Genomic DNA, 20586 nt, shown 5'->3' with positions numbered 1-20586 from the left:
TTTCTATTAACCTTTAGCACCTGTCTTACCTTCTTTAATACGTAAGACTTCGTCTGAATATTTAATACCTTTACCGTGGTATACATCAGGAATTCTACTTGCTCTGATCTTAGCAGCAACTTCACCAACTAATTGTTTATCATAACCCTTTACAATAATTTGAGTTTGAGTTGGTAGTTCGAATTCGATACCTTCTGGAGCTTCAAATACAACAGGATGTGAATATCCAATTTGTAATTCTAGCTTTTTACCACTTAAGTTAGCTCTGAAACCGATACCATTGATATCTAAAGTTTTCTTATAACCTTCTGTTAATCCAACAACCATGTTATGGATTAATGAACGATATAAACCATGAAGAGCTTTACTTGTATTCTCGTCATTTTGTCTTGAGACGACGATTTCGCCTTCTCCTAATTTAACGTCAATTACGTCTGCGTATTCTTGACTTAAGCTGTTTTTACCATTTGAAATTTCGATAATATGATTTTCGTCATCAATATTAATCTTTAAGTCATTAGAAACAGCAATTGGTTTATTACCTATACGTGACATATAAATTTCCTCCTCTTAAGATTGCGAGCCTATGAGGCCCCTTTCAGAGTGTAAAGACTACCAAACGTAGGCTAACACTTCTCCACCGATATTTTCTTCGCGTGCAGTCTTGTCTGTCATTAAGCCTTTAGAAGTTGATATAATTGCAATTCCTAGACCATCTAGAACATGTGGCAAGTCATTGACTTGACTATATATTCTCAAACCTGGTTTTGAAATACGCTTAATACCACCTATAGCTGCTCTACCTTGTAAATACTTCAAAGTAATTCTAATAACATTATGTGGTTCTGCTTCCACTTCTTCAAAAGATTTAATATAACCTTCATCTAATAAAATTTTAGCAATTTCATTTTTTAATTTTGAAGCAGGAACGTCAACTGTTTCGTGATGAGCTCTTTGAGCATTACGAATTCTTGTTAACATATCTGCTATTTTATCTGTGCTTTGCATATTTGTACCTCCCGATTACCAACTTGACTTGTGCACACCAGGTATTTCACCCTTGTATGCTAGTTCACGGAAACATACACGGCAAATTCCGTACTTACGTAAATAAGCACGTGGACGACCACACAACTTACAACGGTTATGATTTCTTGTTGAGAATTTAGCTTCTCTTGCTCCACTAACTCTTTTAGATGTTTTTGCCATTATTATCTCCTTATCTTGCGAATGGGAAGCCAAATAATTTCAATAATTCGTATGCTTCCTCATCTGTTTCAGCTGTTGTAACGATACTAATATCTAAACCTCTAATTTGATCGATATTATCGTAGTTGATCTCAGGGAAAATCAATTGTTCCTTCATACCAACTGAGTAGTTACCTCTACCATCGAATGAATTTGCAGATAAACCTCTAAAGTCACGAACACGTGGAACTGCAATACTGATGAATCTATCTAAGAATTCATACATTCTTTCGCCTCTTAGAGTTACTTTAGTACCGATTTCCATACCTTCACGTAAGTGGAAGTTTGCTATGGATTTCTTAGCTTTAGTAATAACAGCTTTTTGACCTGCTATAAGTGTCAAATCTTCTGCTGCATGCTCTACAGTTTTGCTATTTTCACGGTCACCAACACCCATGTTAAGAACAATCTTTTCCAATTTTGGAGTTTGCATAACTGATTTATAGCCAAACTTTTCATTTAAAGCAGGGGCAACTTCATTTACATATTTATCTTTTAATCTTGACATTATCCCTACCTCTCTTATTTCTTAGCTGCGGTGATAACATCAATATCGTTACCACTTCTTTTTGCGTAACGGACTTTATCACCGTTATCATTGATTCTAACTCCAACTTTTGTAGGTTCTCCTGTTTTTGGATCTACTAACATAACATTTGAGCTATCTATTGGAGCTTCCTCTGCAAATATACCTGAACTTTCACCCATTCTACGAGGTTTTCTATGTTTTGCAACAATATTAACACCTTCTACAAGTACACGACCTGTTTTAGGGAAAACTTCTAGAACTTCACCTGTTTTAGCTCTATCCTTACCGGAGAGAACGTAGACAGTATCACCTTTTTTTACATGTATTTTCTTTGCCATAGTTTCCTCCTTATAGTACCTCTGGAGCCAAGGATAAGATTCTTGTGAATCCACCTTCACGTAATTCTCTAGCTGTTGGGCCAAAAATACGTGTACCCATTGGGTTCTTATCATCACGAATTACAACTGCTGCGTTCTCGTCGAACTTAATGTATGAACCATCTTTACGTCTAATAGGTTTCTTTGTACGAACGATTACAGCTTTTACAACTTCACCTTTTTTAACTACGCCACCAGGTGCTGCTTCTTGAACTGAACATACAATAACATCACCAATGCTTGCGAATCTTCTCTTAGAACCTCCCAAAACCTTAACACATTTTAGTGTACGGGCTCCGGTATTATCTGCAGAATGAAGTATAGATTCTACTTGTATCATATTAATCTCCTTCCTTCTACTTAGCCTTTTCAATAATCTCGGTTAATCTCCAAGATTTTGTTTTACTCAAAGGTCTAGTTTCCATGATTTTTACACGGTCACCGACGTTACATTCATTATTTTCATCATGCACTGCAAACTTTTTAGTTGTCTTAACATGCTTCTTGTATAGAGGATGTTTTTTCAACTCGTTTACGGCCACTATAACTGTTTTATCCATACTATTGGAAACAACTATACCAACACGACTTTTACGTAAATTTCTTTCTATAGCCATTTAAACTCCTCCTTATTTATTCTCTAGAGATATTTCACGCTCACGTAAAATTGTTTTTACTCTAGCGATATCTCTTCTAACATGTTTCAATTGTGCAGGATTATCCAAATTATGAGTTGCATTTTGGAAACGTAGCTTAAATAATTCATTGCTTAGTTCAGCTAACTCAACATTTAAATCTTCTGTGCTTTTTTCACGTAATTCATTAGCCTTCATTTACTACGCCCTCCTCACCTTTTTTAACTATTTTTGTCTTAAATGGCAATTTATAACTTGCTAATCTAAGAGCATCTCTTGCAACACTTTCAGAAACACCAGCTACTTCAAATATAACTCTTCCTGGTTTTACAACTGCTACGAAGAACTCTGGTGAACCTTTACCAGCACCCATACGAACTTCAGCAGGTTTTTTAGTAACTGATTTATCTGGGAAAACCTTAATCCATAGTTTACCACCACGACGCATTCTTCTGTTGATAGCAATACGAGCGGATTCTATTTGGTTACCTTTTAACCATGCCGGTTCTAGTGCAACTAAACCGTACTCACCATATGTAACTTTATTACCACGAGTAGCTTTACCCTTCATACGGCCACGGTGTTGTTTTCTATATTTAACTTTCTTAGGGAGTAACATTATTTATTTCCTCCTCTTCTGTTATTACCTCTACGCTTATCGCCACGACCTTGTTTTCTAACTGGTTCAGTAGCGATTGAGTGTAGTTTACCGTCTAGAACATCGCCCTTGTAGACCCAAACTTTAACACCGATAATACCGTATTGAGTATCTGCTTCAGCGAAACCATAGTCTACATTAGCACGTAATGTATGTAGAGGAACTGTACCCTCATCATATTGTTCTGTACGTGCCATATCAGCACCTGCTAAACGACCACTTGTCATAGTTTTTATACCTTTAGCACCAGCCTTCATAGCACGTGTAATGCTTTGTTTCATTGCTCTACGGAAAGCAACACGTCTTTCCAATTGAGCTGCAATGTTTTCAGCAATTAATTGAGCATTTGTATCTGGATTTGGTACTTCATTGACATTGATTAAGAAATCTTTCTTAAATTCTTTAGCCAATTTTTTCTTTAGCTCTTCAATACCTGCACCTTGACGACCAATGATAATACCTGGTTTTGCTGTGTAAAGAGTTAGAGTTGTTACGTCATCACCTTTTCTTTCGATATGAATATCAGCTAAACCTGCATCGTAAACTTCTTTTTTAATGAAATCACGAATTTTTTTATCTTCTACCAAGTATTTACTAAAGTCTTTCTTATCTGCATACCATTTGGTGCTCCAGTCTTTAATAACACCTACTCGAAAGCCATGTGGGTTAACTTTTTGTCCCATTATTTCGTAACCTCCTAATCTCTAGCCTTAACAACAATAGTAATGTTGCTTGTTCTCTTGTTGATTGGTGAAGCACTACCTTTACCACGTGGTCTATAACGTTTTAGGGTTACGCCTTGACCAACGTTGCACATTGCGACATATAAGCTATCTTCTGCCATACCATTATTATTAACAGCGTTTGCTACAGCTGAGTCTAATAATTTGATTAGATCTTCAGTAGCGATCTTGTCTGTGTATTGTAAAATAGCTCTTGCTTCACGTACATCTTTATCTCTAATTTGATCCAAAACAATTTGTACTTTTCTTGGAGCAACTCTAACGTTACTTACTTTAGCAATACCTCTGTCTTTACCAATTCCAAGAATTTTACGTTGTTTCTTTGTCAAAATTGCAGGACGGTTAGATTTTGTGTGCTTTTGCGCATATAATTCTAATACTTCTTCGCGATTATCTTCTAAATATGCTTTAGTATATTTCTTTTCCAAAATCATTTACCTCCTATTTTTTCAATCCAACTTTTTTCTCTGAACGTTTGTGACCACGGAATAGGCGAGTTGTAGCAAATTCACCTAATTTGTGTCCTACCATGTCTTCTGTGATATATACAGGAACATGTTTACGTCCATCATGTACAGCTATTGTATGTCCTACCATCTCTGGGAAGATAGTAGAAGCTCTTGACCAAGTCTTAATAACTTGTTTTTCATTTGCATCGTTTTGTGCACGAACTTTCTTAATTAAAGATTCTTCGACAAAAAAGCCTTTTTTTGCTGAACGACTCATTTATTTTCCTCCTACTTTCTTCTTCTTACAATATATTTATTGGAAGGTTTATTCTTCTTACGAGTTTTGTAACCCAATGTTTTTTGTCCCCAAGGTGATACTGGACTTGGACGACCAACTGGTGACTTACCTTCACCACCACCATGAGGGTGATCGTTAGGGTTCATGACAACACCACGAACGTGAGGTCTTTTACCTTTATATCTTGTCTTACCTGCTTTACCTACGTTTACGTTCTCATGTTCTGCGTTTCCAACAACACCAATTGTTGCTTTACATTCTAGTAGAACTAATCTGTATTCACCTGAAGGTAACTTAAGGGTTGCATACTTACCTTCTTTAGCTACTAATTGAGCACCTGCACCCGCAGTTCTTACCATTTGTGCTCCGTAACCTGGTCTTAGTTCAATATTGTGAACCATAGTACCTGTAGGAATATCTTTTAATTTCTTAGTATTACCAACTCTAATCTCTGCAGTTTCGCCACTAAGAACTTTATCACCTTCTTTTAATCCTTTTGGTTGTAAGATATATCTCTTCTCACCATCTAGATATTGTAATAAAGCGATGAAAGCGGTACGGTTTGGATCATATTCAACAGCAACAACTTTTGCTGGAACTCCATCTTTATCTCTACGCCAATCAATCTCACGTAATTTACGTTTGTTACCACCACCTCTAAAGCGAATGGTTATCTTACCTGAGTTATTACGACCGCTACCTCTTTTTTTAGATTTAGCTAATCTTTTCTCCGGGCTCTTCTTTGTCAATCCTGAGTAATCAACGACTGACATTCCTCTTCTTGCAGGAGAAGTTGGTTTATAATTCTTAACTGCCATATTTTATCTCCTTGTCTGAGTCTATTGTCCAAAACCTAAATCTTCAATTGAAGACTTATATTTTCTGTTGGACTTAACTTCTTTTCCACCTTCACCTAAGTATTTAGATTCTTCTGGATTTGTATCGATTTGAACTATAGCTTTCTTCCAGTCTGAAGTGTAACCTTGGTTCATATTTACACGTTTTTTCTTACCTGGAATGTTCATTGTGTTAACTTTTAAAACCTTAACTTCGAACAATTCTTCAATCGCTTTTCTTATCTCAGGTTTTTTAGCATTCTTTGCCACCTCGAAAGTATAACGACCATCTGCCATACCTTCAGCTGAACGTTCGGTAATAATAGGTCTTTTAATTATTTCGTAAGGACTTTTCATTATGCGTATACCTCCTCGATTTTATCAGCGGCTGCTTTTGTCAACACTAATACATCGCTGTTTAAAATGTCATATACATTAATTGTATTGAAGTGTGCATAATTTGCATTTGCTAAGTTTCTTATTGAAAGTTCTGCTGCCTTATTATCATGTTCTAGTACGAATAAAGCTTTACCTTCGTTACTTAAAGATTTTAAGAAATTAGCAATTTCTTTTGTCTTTGGTTCGCTTAATGCAATTTCATCTAATACATAAATGTTATTTGCTTGTGCTTTTAAGCTTAAGACTGACTTCAATGCAATTCTTCTTTGTTTCTTAGGAACTGAAAGCTTGTAGCTTCTTGGTGTAGGTCCGAACACTACTCCACCACCGATGAATTGAGGTGCTCTGATTGAACCTGCACGTGCTCTACCTGTACCTTTTTGGCGCCATGGTTTCTTACCACCACCACTTACTTCACTTCTATTTTTAACTTTTGAAGTTCCTTGTCTCTTATTAGCTAGTTGAGCTTTAACTACTTGATAGATTAAATCTTCCTTAGCTTCAATACCATAAATAGAGTCAGCTAGTTCGTAATTGCCTACAACTTTACCTGCTAAATTTAATACATCTACTTTTGCCATTTAACGTCTCCTTAATCCTATTTATGTTTGCCAGCTTTGACTGTGTCGGCAATACTAACAACATTTCCATTAGAACCAGGAATAGCACCCTTAAGAACAACAATATTTCTTTCACCATCTACAAGAACTACTTCTAAGTTTTGGATTGTAACTTTCTTGTTACCCATTTGACCTGGAAGTTTTTTACCCTTGAAAACTCTTGATGGTGATGCTGATGCTCCTAGAGAACCTACACCTCTGTGATATTTAGAACCGTGATCTTCTAAACCACCACTTTGACCGTGACGTTTAACGTTACCAGCATATCCTTTACCTTTTGATGTACCTGTTACGTCTACGTAATCTCCAACAGCGAACATCTCGTCAACTTTTATCTCTTGTCCTAATTCATAAGCATTTGAGTCTTCGACACGGAACTCTACTAAATTACGAAATGTTTTTGTACCTGCTTTATCAAATTGACCTTTGTCAGGTTTATTTAATAAAGTCTCTCTTACTTCGTCATATGCTACTTTTACAGCTTCATATTGATCTACTTCTTTATTTTTCTTTTGAACTACGGTAACTGGTCCACAATCGATGACTGTTACAGGAATTGCACTTCCGTTTTCATCAAAAATTTGAGTCATACCAGCTTTTTTACCTAACATGAATTTACTCATTATTTTCTCCTTCTTTGGTTATTGGTTCGTTATTCTACGAACATTACCAGATACTTACTTCTCTTTTTATTAAAAAATTGAAGAAACGGTTTTCACCTAGAGTATTCTGATTACAACTTAATTTCTATATTTACGCCTGCTGGAATATCCAACTTCATCAAAGCTTCTACAGTTTTGGTATTTGGTGCGTAGATATCAATCAAACGTTTGTGTGTACGCATTTCAAATTGCTCGCGTGAATCTTTGTCAACGTGAGGTGAACGTAAAATTGTTACAACCTCTTTCTTTGTTGGCAAAGGAATTGGACCTGAAACTGTTGCACCTGTACGGTTTGCTGTTTCAACAATTCTTTCTACCGATTCATCCAAAATTCTGTGTTCATATGCTTTCAAACGAATACGAATTTTTTGACTTATAGCCATATTTCCCTCCTATTTCTGCTGCTACAGGTTGCTACTTTTCCGGGTGTTTCATCCTAAAACAAAACTAAATTTATATGACCTCACAAAAATATGGAATCGCATTTCTGTGATCCCAATGTAAGTATCTAAAAGTTTCACCTGTCGCCAAATCTTTTGATCTAGCCACGTACAACCGAAGTTCCCTCCACAGGTTTGCAGCTCCTAGTGTAGCAATCTTCAGCTGTCTTAATCGTCTTTTGCGATTAACTGTGCTTAAGCATTCTATATTTAAACTGAATAAACTTCAAGTAAAAAATTGCTTTTTTTGCCTATTTTCTTAGGTTTTGATTAATTTTTTTGCAAATTCGTCATTTTGCACAAAACAAAATCTATCTTTTTTGTTTTTACAACTGAATTGCAGACACGGATGACAGCACACCTAGCAAAACAACTACTGTAATTATTGCAAGTAAAGTTGTGTAGACAACAATATTATTCGCTAGCTCAGCATCTCCACCACTTGATACAGCTTGTGGGTAACTTAAAACTGCTGTAGGTCCTGCAGAAGCTACTAGAACAGCAATTATATCTGCATTTCTCATTCCTAAAACATACGCTATAGCTAATGCAACCCCAGGAACAAGTAATAACCTCGCTATAACTGTAAACCAAAGTGATTTATCTTTAATTCCTGAAGTACTTAATCTGAAAGTTCCACCTAACAAGATAAATGACAGCGGCGTTGAGGCCCTTGATAGACCTTTACTAGAGTTCAAGATGAATTGAGGTAGATTAATTCCCAACATCTTAACCAAAAGTCCTATTATCGCAGCCACCATTATTGGATTTGTAATTAAGTTTTTAAGACTAGCTTTAAAACTTGCTTTTCCCTCCATAAAAATAACGAAGCAAAAAATTGGTAATATACTATTAAATGGGATACTTAAAGTTGCTGCTAGTGATACAGTCGCAAGCTGTGAACTGGCCAAAATATTATTAGCTAAAGGCAAACCAAAAAGAACAGCACTTCCTCTAGTTATACCTTGGAGCATTACAGATCTTTTTCTATTATCTTTCTCCACTACATAAACAATATATATAAACAATAGAAAAGTTAATATATATAACAACGATATATATATAAGAGTATTAGATGTCCAAATATCCCTTAAATCAGCGTTATAGATATTGTCAAAAACCAAAATAGGCAACAAAACATTAAACAATAAAGTATTGAATTCAGCAAAACCATCTTGACTGATCACTTTCTTCTTATTAAGCCAAACACCCAAAAGTAAGTACACAACCAGTGGTAAAACAGCTTCAACAGCTACAATAAAATTTTCCATTACAACCTTTTCTAATCTTTGAATATCTATCTAATTTCAGGAAACTTCACATATACAATTAATTAATTGCCCTCTAAAGCTTCTTTTCTTATTGAATAAATTGCTTTTAATTCATCTTGTGTGAAATTGTACACTTTATTACAAAACTCACAAACTAACTCAATACCTGACTCATCTTCACTTAATTCTAACAAGTCCTCTGCTCCCAAAGTTAATAGCGCATTATACATTCTATCCTTAGAGCAGTCACAGTAAAACTTACTCTCTTTAACAGAAAGATATTCAATATCAGCACCAATAAATAGGTTAAGAATCTCAGCTGGGTCAAATCCCTCTTCCATTAAATATGAAATCTCAGGGAAACCGGCTATCCTCTGTTCCAAATAGTCTATAGTTTCAGGCTTCGCTCCTGGGAGAGCTTGAACCATAAACCCACCTGCATGTTTAATACCATTTTCATCACATAAAACTCCCAAGGCTAAAATTGTTGGCAATTGTTCTGATTGATATAAGTAATATGTCAAGTCCTCTGCAATCTCACCTGATATTAGTGGAACTGATCCTGTATATGGCTTTGCTCCTGCCTGTTTCCTAGTGATACTTAAACTTCCATTTCCTATTGCAGCTGCCAAATTAAACTTTTTGTCGTTATAGAATACACTCTCAACTAGAGGATTATCTACATACCCTTTAACTGTTCCATCTTCATTAGCGACTGCAGTAATACCCTTGATTGGTCCATCTGACTTAATACTTCCTGATAATAAGTCGCCTGGGTTTTTAAGATCTTGGCTAATCAGTTGTAATCCTGACATGAAACGTCCCAATGCAACAGCTGCAATTGGACTTAGGTCATGTGCTTCACTTGCTGCTGTAACAGTTTCTGTTGATCGTATTGCTGTCATTCTAACTTCAGAATTAACGCCCAAGGCTCTAACAATATAATCTCCTTCTGGATGTAAATTTAATTCACTCATTCTTTCACCTAAAATTCTTTCTAAATCTAATTTTTTCACTCTTATAAACTCTTGCTTGCTTTAATAAATATACGTTTACTGTCCCACATATCTGTAAATTCAGTATCCTTTATATATTCTACTTTCATCCCAAGAAACTCTAAATATTCAATCACAAGCTTTGGAAAATGATAGTACTCAAGCAAGCTTGAAGATTCTCTTTTGAACCTACCGTCAGCCTCTTTCTTAAAAACAGTTATAACTGCCTCATTAGTTAGATCTGACTCAGAAAAGTCATTCTCCCATATAATCACATTATCGTCTGTAACACTATGATAGGTATTATTTCCTAGATCAGTCTGCATGTATTCAAGAGAATGAAGGTCAAAGATTAATATGCCACCATCTTTTAGCTGTGTGTAAGAATTTCGTAGAACGTCTAATAATTCTTCTTCATCTAAGTGGTTAAATACATCTAAACTTGTATAAATTAGATCAGCTTGTTCTTTTAACTCCAAATTAAGTATATCTTGAAGAACAAACTTCACCTTAAGAGTTTCGGTTAGGTAATCTTTATTATCAACAAAACTATTATCTTTAATTTGGTAATTAATTTTAGATTCAGCTACCTCTAGCATTTTAGCGGAATTGTCTACTCCGATGACTTGCCAGCCTTTTTCTGCTAAAGCCATAGTCACAGAACCCGTTCCGCATCCTAAATCTAATGCAAGCCGATCTTCTGATCTGACAAAATCACTGTCAGCTTCATTAATAGTTGCAACTGATTTTTTATACTCAGTATCTAGGAAAGTAGCCCATAACTCTGGAAGCTTATTTATATCAAAATCTTGGAATTGTTCATACAATTCAGCAATTACACTATAGAAATCAAGCATCTTTATTTATCTAAGCCTTTAAGGTATTCAATAGCTTTTTCCAAATCAGGGTCTTCAGTTGGTTCAAGTTCATAAATGGATTTTTTCTGCAAAACTTCCATACTTGGACCTTCTGATTCAATTTCTGGTGTTATTCCTTTACCTTCAATTAGATCACCTTTTGGAAGATAGTAATTAAAGATTGTGATATTAGCACCAGAATGGTCAATCAACTCAAACATCCTAGTTCCAGAACCTTTACCAAAAGTTTTGCTTCCTATCAACACAGCTTTATCATGATCTCTCAAAGCACCACTGAATAATTCAGCTGCTGATGCAGTATTGCCATTGACTAATATTGCATAGCGCATATCATCAGGGACCATCTTACCATCTTTGGAGTCCCAAGTTTCTCTCATTGCTTCCCCTCGGTCTCTACCTCTGATCTCCGCAATTCTAGCTTCATCCAAAAGCATATCAACAACTTTAATCAATGAGTCAGCACTACCACCTGGGTTGTATCTCATATCAAAAACAATATTCTTAGCGCCCGCCTCGAGTAGTTTATTCATACCTTCAGCAAATTGTTCAGGAAGTGATATCGTAAAATCTGATATATATAAGTAGCCTATACCGTCTTCCAACATTCTAGTTCTTACAACTTTTTGAACAACTTCACCTCTGATAACTCTAATTGTTTCTTCTTTGTTATCTCTAATTACTGTAATTTCAACTGAACTACCAGCTTCACCTCTAACATTTTTGGCTAAGTCTGAAGCATCTTTAAATTCACTAACACTTGTACCTGCCACTGAGGTTATTACATCACCTCTTTGGAGACCTGCCTTCTCTGCCGGACTATTTTCCATGATTTCAGTAATCATATATTTTCCATCATCAGTTTTCCTTACACTGGCACCAATTCCATAGTAATTACCTTTCATAGATTCATGAAAATCCGCTAAATTTTCTGGTGTTAAATAATAAGTATATGGATTGTCTACCGCGTCCAAGATACCTTTACTCATAAAGGAAATAATTTCTTTTGAACTTAAGGTTGAAAAATAATTATCTTGCAACAATTTTACTATTTGAGCCAATTTGTCAGCTTCTTGCTCTGTATCAGGATCATCAGTATGAATCGAAAGACCTAAGCCTTCTATTGTATGCACATTAGAGTCCCCTGAGTTTCCCCCGGATAGATTTGCCCCTGGTAATATTCCACTTCTACTTAGGCCCCAAACCAACACAGTTGTTACAACTGCAGTTATTAATGCAGTTATTAATGCAACAAAGACTGTATTGTTAGGCTGTCTGGTCTTGGCTATTTGTTCATTCATGCGGATGTACACATCTTGTAAGTCATTAGGCTCATTCGGAAATCTTCGGCCATCATTATTAAAGCCGCCATTATAGAAATTATCATTTGATTCATTTGAGTTATTTAAACCATTTGAATCATTCGTGTCGCTTGAATCATTATTAGCATCACTTTTATCGACATTTCTAGAATCTAATGGCTCTCTTGATTCGTACTTTGCTCTTGGTCTACTCATAGCATTTGGATCCCAAGATCCATGAGTATACTCTGAATCATAGCCAGATTCACTCTGCTTTGGATCATAGTTATTATTATCTTCATTATTGTACTTATTATCTTTATTATTCATTTCACACCTCTAGATGCACAAAAGCTGATATCAAAATATATGATATCAGCTTTTTTCATTCCATATCTAATAAAATTTGTAAAAATTAGATTTGCGTATTTTCATTTTTCTTACAGCTTAAACTGAAATACCACTTCACCTTAACTAAATAAGTATGGATACGGATCTACAGTACTTCCAATTCCTGCACTTGGAGATCCTGGGAATCTAACTTCAAAGTGCAAGTGTGGTCCTGTTGAGTAACCAGTTGAACCAATTCCACCAATTCTTTGGCCTCTACTTACTCTTTGTCCTACATAGACTTCTACAGATTTCAAATGCCAGTAAGCTGTTTGCATACCATTACCATGGTCAATAATTATGTAATTTGCTACGCCTGAGAAATACCCACCATAGTTTGAATTTGGGAATGGATTATTAGCTGCGATAACTACACCATCATTAGCAGCAACTACTGGATCACCAAAGTTACCACCAAAGTCAATTCCTGAGTGGAAATCATATCCTGCACTAGGATTTAGTGGCCAACTTCTCCAACCATAATAACTAGTAATTCCGTAAGTACCAGGAGCTGGGTGAACTAGACCATAACTACTTGGGTTTCCAACAACTGTACCAGCACCACCACCAGGAGTTGATGGCTGTCTTGCAGCCTCACCAGCTCTAGTAGCCTCTGCCCAAGCTGCTCTTGTTGCTTCAGCTTGTGCATCAATCTTACCTTGAATATCACTTGATTGTGATTGTATATTAGAACGCTCCTGTGCATTAACAGTAAATTGTTCCTGTAAGTTACTTAAATCAGAAGATCTATTCAAAAGATTACTTTGTACAGCACTGATTTCACTTTCTTTACTTCTTATACCTTTAGCAAGTTCTTCAATTTCTTTAGCTTTAGCTGCAACGAATTCATCATATTGCTTCTTGCTTTCCTCTGCAGCCATCTTTTTGACCTGAGCAGTCTCTCTTGCTGTAGTTAACTCTTGCAAAACATCTTGGTCTGATTTTGCAATTACACTAATCAACTGAAGATTTGTAAAGAAACCGCTAATACCATCTGACTTCATTAGAATATCTAGGAATGACTGGTTACTACGTTTATACATAGCTACCATTCTTAATTCATATTCTTTTTGTTTCTCATCAACATCTGCTTTAGCATCTTCATAAGCAGATATTGCAGCCTTCATGAACTCTTCAGCTTCTTTTAGCTCTTTTTGTAGTCTTTCATAGTCTTCTTTTAGAACTACGTCTTCAGCCATTAATTGTTCTAGTTGTGAGCTTAAACCTGCACTTTGACTTTGTAGGTTAGCGACCTCAGATTTAACTGCATTCATATCAGCATCAAGTTGTGCTTGTGCAGAAGCCAATTCTTTTTCTTTTTCTTTTAATCTCTCTAACTCGTCTAGCTGTTCTTGGCTAGCAAATTCATTATTGTTAGCAGATACTTGAGTAGTTGGAATGACTGTAAAGACCATAGTTGCCGCCAAAGCTGCCGCTATAAATTTATTCTTTCTCTGCTTTCCATTATTCTTCATTTGAACTTTACCTCCATTAAACCAACTGGTCAAAGCTAGTTTCAATTACAAATATTCAATATTATTCTTTAATTTCTTTAATCCTTTAAAGCTCTGTCTTTGTCGTGTTTTCTTAATCACTGATTTATTATATTAATTAGTTAGCGTCTAAATATAAATATTATCTAAACATTAACATATTTTCTAACAGATAGCCCACTACCTATAGCTCCGACTACTACACCTATAGCTACCAGAACTAAAATCACTGTAGGAATAACTTCATGCATTTGCAATAATGCCACAGGACTTGTTATAGGCGTATTGACCATTGCAATCTTATATACTTGCACATAAGCGAAACCTATTGCTCCCCCAGCAATAAGTCCACCTATTAATCCAATAATTGCTCCTTCTAATAAATAAGGAACTCGTATATATGTATTTGTTGCACCAACATATTTCATAATGCTGATTTCTTCAGCTCTTGCTAATATAGACATTCTTGTCATGTTAGAAATTACTAACAAGGCTATCGTAAATAGTACAGCTACAACAATCAAAGAGAACCAGTTTACTGCTTTCGAAGCACTTATTATGAATTCTCTTACAGTTTCGCTATATTGAACCTCATCTATTCCAGGAAGTACTTCAATTTCTTTTTGGAAGTCCTCAATCATATCTGGACTTTTCAGGTTCAAGGTAAATGAGTAAGGCAGGATTTTAGGGTCCAAACTATTTAACAACTCAGCATCTTCACCTAGTCTCTCCTTAAACTGATCATAATGATCTTGAGGAGACTTCAATTTATACTCCAAGACATATTGACTTGAAGCTAATGCCTTATCTATATTATCAATTTCATTTTTATTAACATTTTTTCTTAACCAAATCTCCACAGGTGGTGTCTGTGAGATTCTATCCATCATACTATTAGCATTCATGGAAAAGGCTATAAAAAAACCTAAAACTAGTAACATTAATGTCATTGTTGTCAAAGAGGCAATAGTGATAAATGGGTGTCTTACTATATTTCTTCCTGTCTCTTTGAATGAATTTCCAATAATCTTCAACTTCATTTACTATCCTACTCGCCTTACTAACTGTATTTCTCTACATCCTTATATAGTGAACCATCTTTAATTTGAATTACACGCTCTTGCATTTTTTCAACTAAAGAAATATCGTGTGTACACACTATAACCGTTGTACCGCTCTCGTTAATATCTTTAAGAACACCAAGAATTTGTTCACTAGTATCCGGATCCAAGTTACCTGTAGGCTCGTCTGCTAAAATAATATCAGGGTTATTTACTAGTGCCCTAGCAATACCTACACGTTGTTGCTCTCCACCTGATAGTTCATTTGGATATGCATCTTTTTTTGATCTAAGGCCAACTGTACTCAGCACTAATGGTACCTGTCTTGAAATTTGTCTCTTACTTTTACCAAGTATTTCCATGGCAAAAGCGACATTCTCAAAGACAGTTTTAGACTCAATAAGTCTAAAATCTTGAAATACCATTCCAAGATTTCTTCTCAAATAAGGTATAGCTCTTTTCTTAATTTTGCTTAGTTTAGTACCACCTACAATAATTTCCCCATCTTGAAACTCTTCTTCACAACTGATTAGTTTAATAACAGTTGATTTTCCTGAACCACTTGCTCCAATAACAAAGACAAATTCTCCAGGATTTATGTGAAAACTAACATCATTCAAAGCTAAGTCTGAATGCTTTGTATAAGACATACTAACATTTTTAAAATCTAGCATAACTTGTTTCCAGTTCTAATTTATTAAGCTTTCCACCATTTGTTAGAATTCTTTTCAGTAGTCTTTTGTAAATACTCTAAGTATCTTCTAACCATAGTTGCTAATTTAAATAAGACTGCATCCTCGAATTGTCTTACATCTAATCCAGTAATCTTATGAGCCTTATCTAATCTATATACTAATGTATTTCTATGAACAAATAATTGACGTGATGTTTCTGAACCGTTTAAATCATTATCAAAGAAAGTATCAATTGTTGTTAATGTTTCTAAGTCTAATTCTTCATAGGATCCATCTACAAATACTTCATCTAAGAACATTTTACATAGTGTTGGAGGTAGTTGATAGATCAATCTTCCAAGACCTAACTTATCGTATCTAATAATACTTTTCTCTGGATTGAAAATTCCACCAATAGTTAATGCTAAAGTTGCTTCTCTAAAACTCTTAGCACAATCTTTGAGTGTTTCGGTAGGCATACCTATAGCAATCTTGACACTAGTCATAGATTCAGTATTTAGGGTATCTTGAATTTGACTTGCAACCTCACCGATTTCTTCATCTGCACCACGGTTAAATTCTTTAACTAATGCAATATTGTTCTCATCCATAGCCAAAACAAAGTCAATTTTTCTGTTAGGGAACATACTTCTCATTACTTCAAGAGAATCTAAGTTGTTTTCTTCAGCGACTCTAACTACATAGACTACTCTCATAGCAGCATAAGGTATACTATACTCTCTAGCTTTTAGCGGTATATCACCTGGTAATTCGTTTTCCAAAAGAATATTCTTCAATAAAGCTTCACGCTCATCATTTTGATCTTCTTCTTTTACTACTGTCTTCAACCAGTTAACTAAAAGCTCTAAGTTTATTTGCGCAGATTGATCTGTTCCTTCAATAAAGCAAACATACTCAAAAGTATCACCTGTTCCAAACTTCATATAGGATGTCTCACCTGTAACAGCAAAAGCATCATCACTAGCAAAAATTTCTGCGGCTAATTTATTTACACTGCCAACTCTTGATGAGTCTGTACAAGCTACAACTACACCACTTTGATCTGAGACTCCAGCTGTTCTATCTAAAATAGCTGCTGCTTGCTCAATACATCTTGTAATCTCTTCCATTGAGTCTTCTCCCTCCACCTGAAGAATTCCATAACATTATGACAATATTACTAGAATATTTCAAGTACATTACAAAAATATTATAACTTAATAATCCACATTGAGATAATAGTTTCTTTGTCTCTAATTTTAACAAAAAAATCCACTATTCGCTCAACTTATATATTCTTAACAGATAAAACACATTCATTTAAAAAGCAAAAGGAGAGTTTAATCACTCTCCTTTTGTTAAATTACTAAATAAAGTTCATTTAAGAATAAATTAACTAATAATTGTATTTTCTGTTTCTTTGTCAAACAATACAACACGTAGTGGATCTAATGCTAATTCGATTTGATCTCCAACTTTACTTTGTGAGTGAATTGGGTCAACACTAGCTGTAATAATAAGATCACCAACTGTTGTATAAACATATGATTGTGCACCAAGTTTTTCAACAACGTCAACTTTTGCTGGGAATACAGCACCTGCTGGTTTAGCTGTTTCAACTTTAGCTGGAGCATCGCTCAATGATTCTGGACGAATACCAGCGATAACTGCTTTGCCAACATATTCATTAACTTCTGGTACGTCATATTTAGCTTGATCTAAATAGATCTTGTGTTCGTGAACTTCAATACCAATACCTTTTGAATCTTTGAATACTTTTGTATTTAAGAAGTTCATTGGTGGCATTCCAATAAATCCAGCAACGAAAGTATTATTTGGATGTCTATATAATGTTGTAGGGTCTGCAACTTGTTGGATAACACCATCTTTCATAACAACGATTCTAGAACCCATTGTCATAGCTTCTGTTTGGTCGTGTGTAACATAAATAAATGTTGTAGCCAAGCGTTGGTGTAATTTTGTAATTTCAACACGCATTTGAACACGTAGTTTAGCGTCCAAGTTTGATAGAGGCTCATCCATTAGGAAGACTTTAGGATTACGAACGATAGCACGACCTAAAGCAACACGTTGTCTTTGACCACCAGATAAAGCAGCTGGTTTACGATCTAATAAGTGCTCGATTTCCAAAATCTTAGCAGCTTCATTAACACGTCTCTTAATTTCATCTTTAGGTGTTTTACGCAATTTCAAACCGAAAGCCATGTTATCAAAAACTGTCATGTGTGGGTATAGAGCGTAGTTTTGGAAAACCATAGCTATATCTCTATCTTTTGGTTGAACATCGTTAACTAATACGTCATCAATGTATACTTCACCTGATGAAATCTCTTCCAAACCTGCGATCATACGCAATGTTGTAGTTTTACCACAACCAGAAGGACCAACCAAAATAATAAATTCTTTGTCTTCAATATCTAGGTTGAAGTCTCTAACAGCTATAACTCCGCCCTCATATTCTTTTACAACATTCTTTAAAGTTACTGTTGCCATAAATTACCTCCAATTTTCTTTGCATTTCGAATTTTCTTGAATCAAGTTTACCACGGCTACCGTTTTTATACCATATGCTAAAGTGTACAAATAACATCGTAGTTTTTTGGTGATTTTTCAATGTGAAAAATAAACTTATGTTATCTCTATATTTCAGCACAACTCAAGAAAACCTAGTGTACATGAGTTTTGTTGACTCTTTTCATATCTCAACTTTTTAAAGTTAGATACTTACGAATTACTAAATCATATTTTAGCACAATTTAAATTTTAGACTATCCAAAACATTCGATATTTTTTAGTGCATATTCACTATAGTCTAATATATATCTAATAAATTCGACTAAATATTAAAATAAAAAATGCTGTACAAGACAGCATTTTCAACAATAATAAAAATAACTAATTTTAAAATTCAGTTTTAACTTATAACCAAGCAATTTTTTCAGCTTTACCGTTTTTAAAATATACTCTCGGACATCTATATGATATTGAGGTGCATACTTCGTAAGGTATAGTAGATCTCCAACTTGCATGGTTATATACATTAATAAAATCATTTCCTAGTTGATTACTTATTAAGTCAACTACATCTCCTACTTGGGGTTCAAAGTCCAATCCACTGCAGTCAATCATTAACATATCCATGCATATAGTTCCGATTACATCGCACTTAGCACCTCTATACTGTACTTGTGCGCTTCCATACATGTCTCTATCATAACCATCTGCATAGCCAACTGGCAAAACTGCTATAGTCATATCTTTTTCTGCTACAAAATGTCTATCGTAACTAACTGTATCACCAGCTTTTAAGCGTTTGACTTGCATTATCCTAGTTTTCCAAGATAAAATTGGTTGTACTCCAGGTACAAATCCATTCTCAGACGGATATATTCCATAGCTAATAATTCCGGATCTAACTGCTTCCAAATGAAAATCAGGTTTAGTTACGATTGCACCAGAATTTGAAACATGATGAAGAGGAATATGTATACCTCTAACTTCAAGAGCTTCAACAAAATCATCAAACTTTTGCTTTTGTTGTTTCATATATTCTTCTGCCAACGGCCTCAGATCTCCACCTGTACTAAAATCATGTCCATCTGCCGTAGCAAAGTGAGTATAAATACCACTAAATTCTAATGTACCAAGACTGTATAAATACTCTACTTCTTGCAAAGAATTTATTGCATCTGTTTTAAATCCTAATCTACCCATGCCACTATCTAAAGTAACATGAACTTTGGCTTTTCTCCCCAGAGTCTTAGCTGCTTCACTCAGCTTCTCGCCAAATTCTTTACTAATCAAGCTGAAAGTCAGATCAGCTTCAATTCCTTCACCTGCTCGCTCTAGTTCATTACAACTCAACAATAAGATTGGTTCTTTAATACCGTGTTCTCTTAACTCTAAGCCTTCATCTAAACTAGCAACAGCAAATCCTAAAGGCCCAAATGTAGAAACTTCTTTCGCTAATTCTACTGCTCCGTGTCCATAAGCATTTGCTTTAAGAACCATAATTATGCCTGTTTTTTCTGCAAGCATCGATTTCACAATCTGAAAATTGGTCTTTAACTGATTCAAATCAATCTCAACCCATGTTCTACCAACATATTTATATAAATCTTCAGATTCTTCAGATTTTTTTAGAATAACTTCTCTCATTGTTTTTCTCTATTTAACTTAATTGATTTTTTCTCTTGTGTCTAAATTTATATTTACTATCTCATTTTCTGTAGCCTCAACTTCTGCTTTAGTTAAATTGATAGCATTATCAACAGCTTTAAAATAAACATCATCATCATGACAACCAATAATTCTCTCAACTACTGTATCGCCTCTTAACACACAAGTTGTAGGAATACTAAACACTCTATTTTCTTCGCAAAACTCAATTTGCTCTTCTACATCTATAAACTTGAAATCTACATTTTCATCTTTATATCTTTGTTTCAATTCTTTAAGTATAGGTTCCATCCTTTCACAATTTTGACACCAGTTTGTACCATAATGCAAAATTGTAAGTTTATCAGGATTCTTGCTTAAATTTTCCATAAAACCATTTTCAAGTAAATTTGACATTATCCCTCTCTCCCCATAAATAAGCATATTATACGC

General features: G+C 34.9%; 28 protein-coding genes. All 28 read right to left on the bottom strand.

Annotated features, from left to right (window positions below; genetic code table 11):
* Window positions 1–6 precede the first annotated feature (6 nt).
* Window positions 7–555, bottom strand: a complete 549-nt coding sequence (gene rplF / locus C5Q98_RS01320) for a 50S ribosomal protein L6 (RefSeq protein ID WP_106011945.1) — start codon at window positions 553–555, stop codon at window positions 7–9.
* A gap of 57 nt (window positions 556–612) precedes the next feature.
* Window positions 613–1008 (bottom strand): 30S ribosomal protein S8, encoded by a 396-nt coding sequence (gene rpsH, locus C5Q98_RS01315; RefSeq protein ID WP_106011944.1) that lies wholly within the window; start codon window positions 1006–1008, stop codon window positions 613–615.
* Between the two features lie 15 nt (window positions 1009–1023).
* A complete protein-coding gene (locus C5Q98_RS01310) occupies window positions 1024–1209 on the bottom strand; it encodes a type Z 30S ribosomal protein S14 (protein WP_106011943.1) in 186 nt (61 codons plus the stop codon).
* 10 nt (window positions 1210–1219) lie between these two features.
* The gene (rplE, locus tag C5Q98_RS01305) at window positions 1220–1756 is read right to left on the bottom strand and encodes a 50S ribosomal protein L5 (RefSeq protein WP_106011942.1); all 537 of its coding nucleotides are present in this window, start codon (window positions 1754–1756) and stop codon (window positions 1220–1222) included.
* Between the two features lie 14 nt (window positions 1757–1770).
* Window positions 1771–2115, bottom strand: a complete 345-nt coding sequence (gene rplX / locus C5Q98_RS01300) for a 50S ribosomal protein L24 (RefSeq protein WP_106011941.1) — start codon at window positions 2113–2115, stop codon at window positions 1771–1773.
* Between the two features lie 10 nt (window positions 2116–2125).
* Window positions 2126–2494, bottom strand: coding sequence for a 50S ribosomal protein L14 (gene rplN, locus C5Q98_RS01295; RefSeq protein WP_106011940.1), 369 nt, complete (start codon window positions 2492–2494; stop codon window positions 2126–2128).
* A gap of 16 nt (window positions 2495–2510) precedes the next feature.
* Window positions 2511–2771 (bottom strand): 30S ribosomal protein S17, encoded by a 261-nt coding sequence (gene rpsQ, locus C5Q98_RS01290; protein WP_106011939.1) that lies wholly within the window; start codon window positions 2769–2771, stop codon window positions 2511–2513.
* A 12-nt stretch (window positions 2772–2783) separates the two neighbouring features.
* Window positions 2784–2987: a 50S ribosomal protein L29 gene (rpmC, locus tag C5Q98_RS01285; protein ID WP_106011938.1), complete on the bottom strand. Its 204-nt coding sequence runs from the start codon at window positions 2985–2987 to the stop codon at window positions 2784–2786.
* A complete protein-coding gene (gene rplP, locus C5Q98_RS01280; protein WP_106011937.1) occupies window positions 2977–3408 on the bottom strand; it encodes a 50S ribosomal protein L16 in 432 nt (143 codons plus the stop codon). The genes rpmC and rplP overlap by 11 nt, the downstream gene beginning before the upstream one ends.
* Window positions 3408–4130, bottom strand: coding sequence for a 30S ribosomal protein S3 (gene rpsC, locus C5Q98_RS01275; RefSeq protein WP_106011936.1), 723 nt, complete (start codon window positions 4128–4130; stop codon window positions 3408–3410). Before rpsC ends, rplP begins: the two co-directional genes overlap by 1 nt.
* A gap of 14 nt (window positions 4131–4144) precedes the next feature.
* A complete protein-coding gene (gene rplV, locus C5Q98_RS01270; RefSeq protein WP_106011935.1) occupies window positions 4145–4624 on the bottom strand; it encodes a 50S ribosomal protein L22 in 480 nt (159 codons plus the stop codon).
* Between the two features lie 7 nt (window positions 4625–4631).
* Window positions 4632–4916: a 30S ribosomal protein S19 gene (gene rpsS, locus C5Q98_RS01265; RefSeq protein ID WP_106011934.1), complete on the bottom strand. Its 285-nt coding sequence runs from the start codon at window positions 4914–4916 to the stop codon at window positions 4632–4634.
* Window positions 4917–4927: 11 nt separating this feature from the next.
* The gene (rplB, locus tag C5Q98_RS01260) at window positions 4928–5755 is read right to left on the bottom strand and encodes a 50S ribosomal protein L2 (protein ID WP_106011933.1); all 828 of its coding nucleotides are present in this window, start codon (window positions 5753–5755) and stop codon (window positions 4928–4930) included.
* A 21-nt stretch (window positions 5756–5776) separates the two neighbouring features.
* The gene (rplW, locus tag C5Q98_RS01255) at window positions 5777–6130 is read right to left on the bottom strand and encodes a 50S ribosomal protein L23 (protein WP_106011932.1); all 354 of its coding nucleotides are present in this window, start codon (window positions 6128–6130) and stop codon (window positions 5777–5779) included.
* Window positions 6130–6753 carry a 50S ribosomal protein L4 gene (rplD, locus tag C5Q98_RS01250; protein ID WP_106011931.1) on the bottom strand — a complete coding sequence of 208 codons (624 nt, stop codon included), beginning with the start codon at window positions 6751–6753 and terminating at the stop codon, window positions 6130–6132. The genes rplW and rplD overlap by 1 nt, the downstream gene beginning before the upstream one ends.
* A 17-nt stretch (window positions 6754–6770) precedes the next feature.
* A complete protein-coding gene (gene rplC / locus C5Q98_RS01245; protein WP_106011930.1) occupies window positions 6771–7415 on the bottom strand; it encodes a 50S ribosomal protein L3 in 645 nt (214 codons plus the stop codon).
* A gap of 110 nt (window positions 7416–7525) precedes the next feature.
* Window positions 7526–7837 (bottom strand): 30S ribosomal protein S10, encoded by a 312-nt coding sequence (rpsJ, locus tag C5Q98_RS01240; protein WP_158695666.1) that lies wholly within the window; start codon window positions 7835–7837, stop codon window positions 7526–7528.
* Between the two features lie 383 nt (window positions 7838–8220).
* Window positions 8221–9165, bottom strand: a complete 945-nt coding sequence (locus C5Q98_RS01235; RefSeq protein WP_106011929.1) for an AEC family transporter — start codon at window positions 9163–9165, stop codon at window positions 8221–8223.
* A gap of 62 nt (window positions 9166–9227) precedes the next feature.
* The gene (gene hslO / locus C5Q98_RS01230; protein ID WP_106011928.1) at window positions 9228–10181 is read right to left on the bottom strand and encodes an Hsp33 family molecular chaperone HslO; all 954 of its coding nucleotides are present in this window, start codon (window positions 10179–10181) and stop codon (window positions 9228–9230) included.
* Between the two features lie 2 nt (window positions 10182–10183).
* Window positions 10184–11017 carry a class I SAM-dependent DNA methyltransferase gene (locus tag C5Q98_RS01225; RefSeq protein ID WP_106011927.1) on the bottom strand — a complete coding sequence of 278 codons (834 nt, stop codon included), beginning with the start codon at window positions 11015–11017 and terminating at the stop codon, window positions 10184–10186.
* Between the two features lie 2 nt (window positions 11018–11019).
* Window positions 11020–12666 (bottom strand): S41 family peptidase, encoded by a 1647-nt coding sequence (locus C5Q98_RS01220; RefSeq protein WP_106011926.1) that lies wholly within the window; start codon window positions 12664–12666, stop codon window positions 11020–11022.
* Between the two features lie 140 nt (window positions 12667–12806).
* Window positions 12807–14201: a murein hydrolase activator EnvC family protein gene (locus C5Q98_RS01215; RefSeq protein WP_106011925.1), complete on the bottom strand. Its 1395-nt coding sequence runs from the start codon at window positions 14199–14201 to the stop codon at window positions 12807–12809.
* Between the two features lie 164 nt (window positions 14202–14365).
* Window positions 14366–15259, bottom strand: coding sequence for a permease-like cell division protein FtsX (ftsX, locus tag C5Q98_RS01210; RefSeq protein WP_106011924.1), 894 nt, complete (start codon window positions 15257–15259; stop codon window positions 14366–14368).
* A 20-nt stretch (window positions 15260–15279) separates the two neighbouring features.
* Entirely contained in the window at window positions 15280–15954 is a 675-nt protein-coding gene (ftsE, locus tag C5Q98_RS01205) for a cell division ATP-binding protein FtsE (RefSeq protein WP_106011923.1), read from the bottom strand.
* Window positions 15955–15977: 23 nt separating this feature from the next.
* Window positions 15978–17084: a PucR family transcriptional regulator gene (locus C5Q98_RS01200; RefSeq protein ID WP_106011922.1), complete on the bottom strand. Its 1107-nt coding sequence runs from the start codon at window positions 17082–17084 to the stop codon at window positions 15978–15980.
* A 262-nt stretch (window positions 17085–17346) separates the two neighbouring features.
* The gene (locus tag C5Q98_RS01195) at window positions 17347–18468 is read right to left on the bottom strand and encodes an ABC transporter ATP-binding protein (protein WP_106011921.1); all 1122 of its coding nucleotides are present in this window, start codon (window positions 18466–18468) and stop codon (window positions 17347–17349) included.
* 426 nt (window positions 18469–18894) lie between these two features.
* On the bottom strand, window positions 18895–20133 hold the full coding sequence (gene alr, locus C5Q98_RS01190) for an alanine racemase (protein WP_106011920.1): 1239 nt from the start codon (window positions 20131–20133) through the stop codon (window positions 18895–18897).
* Window positions 20134–20151: 18 nt separating this feature from the next.
* On the bottom strand, window positions 20152–20550 hold the full coding sequence (locus C5Q98_RS01185; protein ID WP_158695665.1) for a thioredoxin family protein: 399 nt from the start codon (window positions 20548–20550) through the stop codon (window positions 20152–20154).
* Window positions 20551–20586 lie beyond the last annotated feature (36 nt).

Source organism: Fastidiosipila sanguinis (assembly GCF_002998295.1).
GTDB classification, from domain to species: domain Bacteria; phylum Bacillota; class Clostridia; order Saccharofermentanales; family Fastidiosipilaceae; genus Fastidiosipila; species Fastidiosipila sanguinis.
Note: the sequence above shows the minus strand (reverse complement) of the source record. Positions and strands in the feature narration are given on the sequence as shown.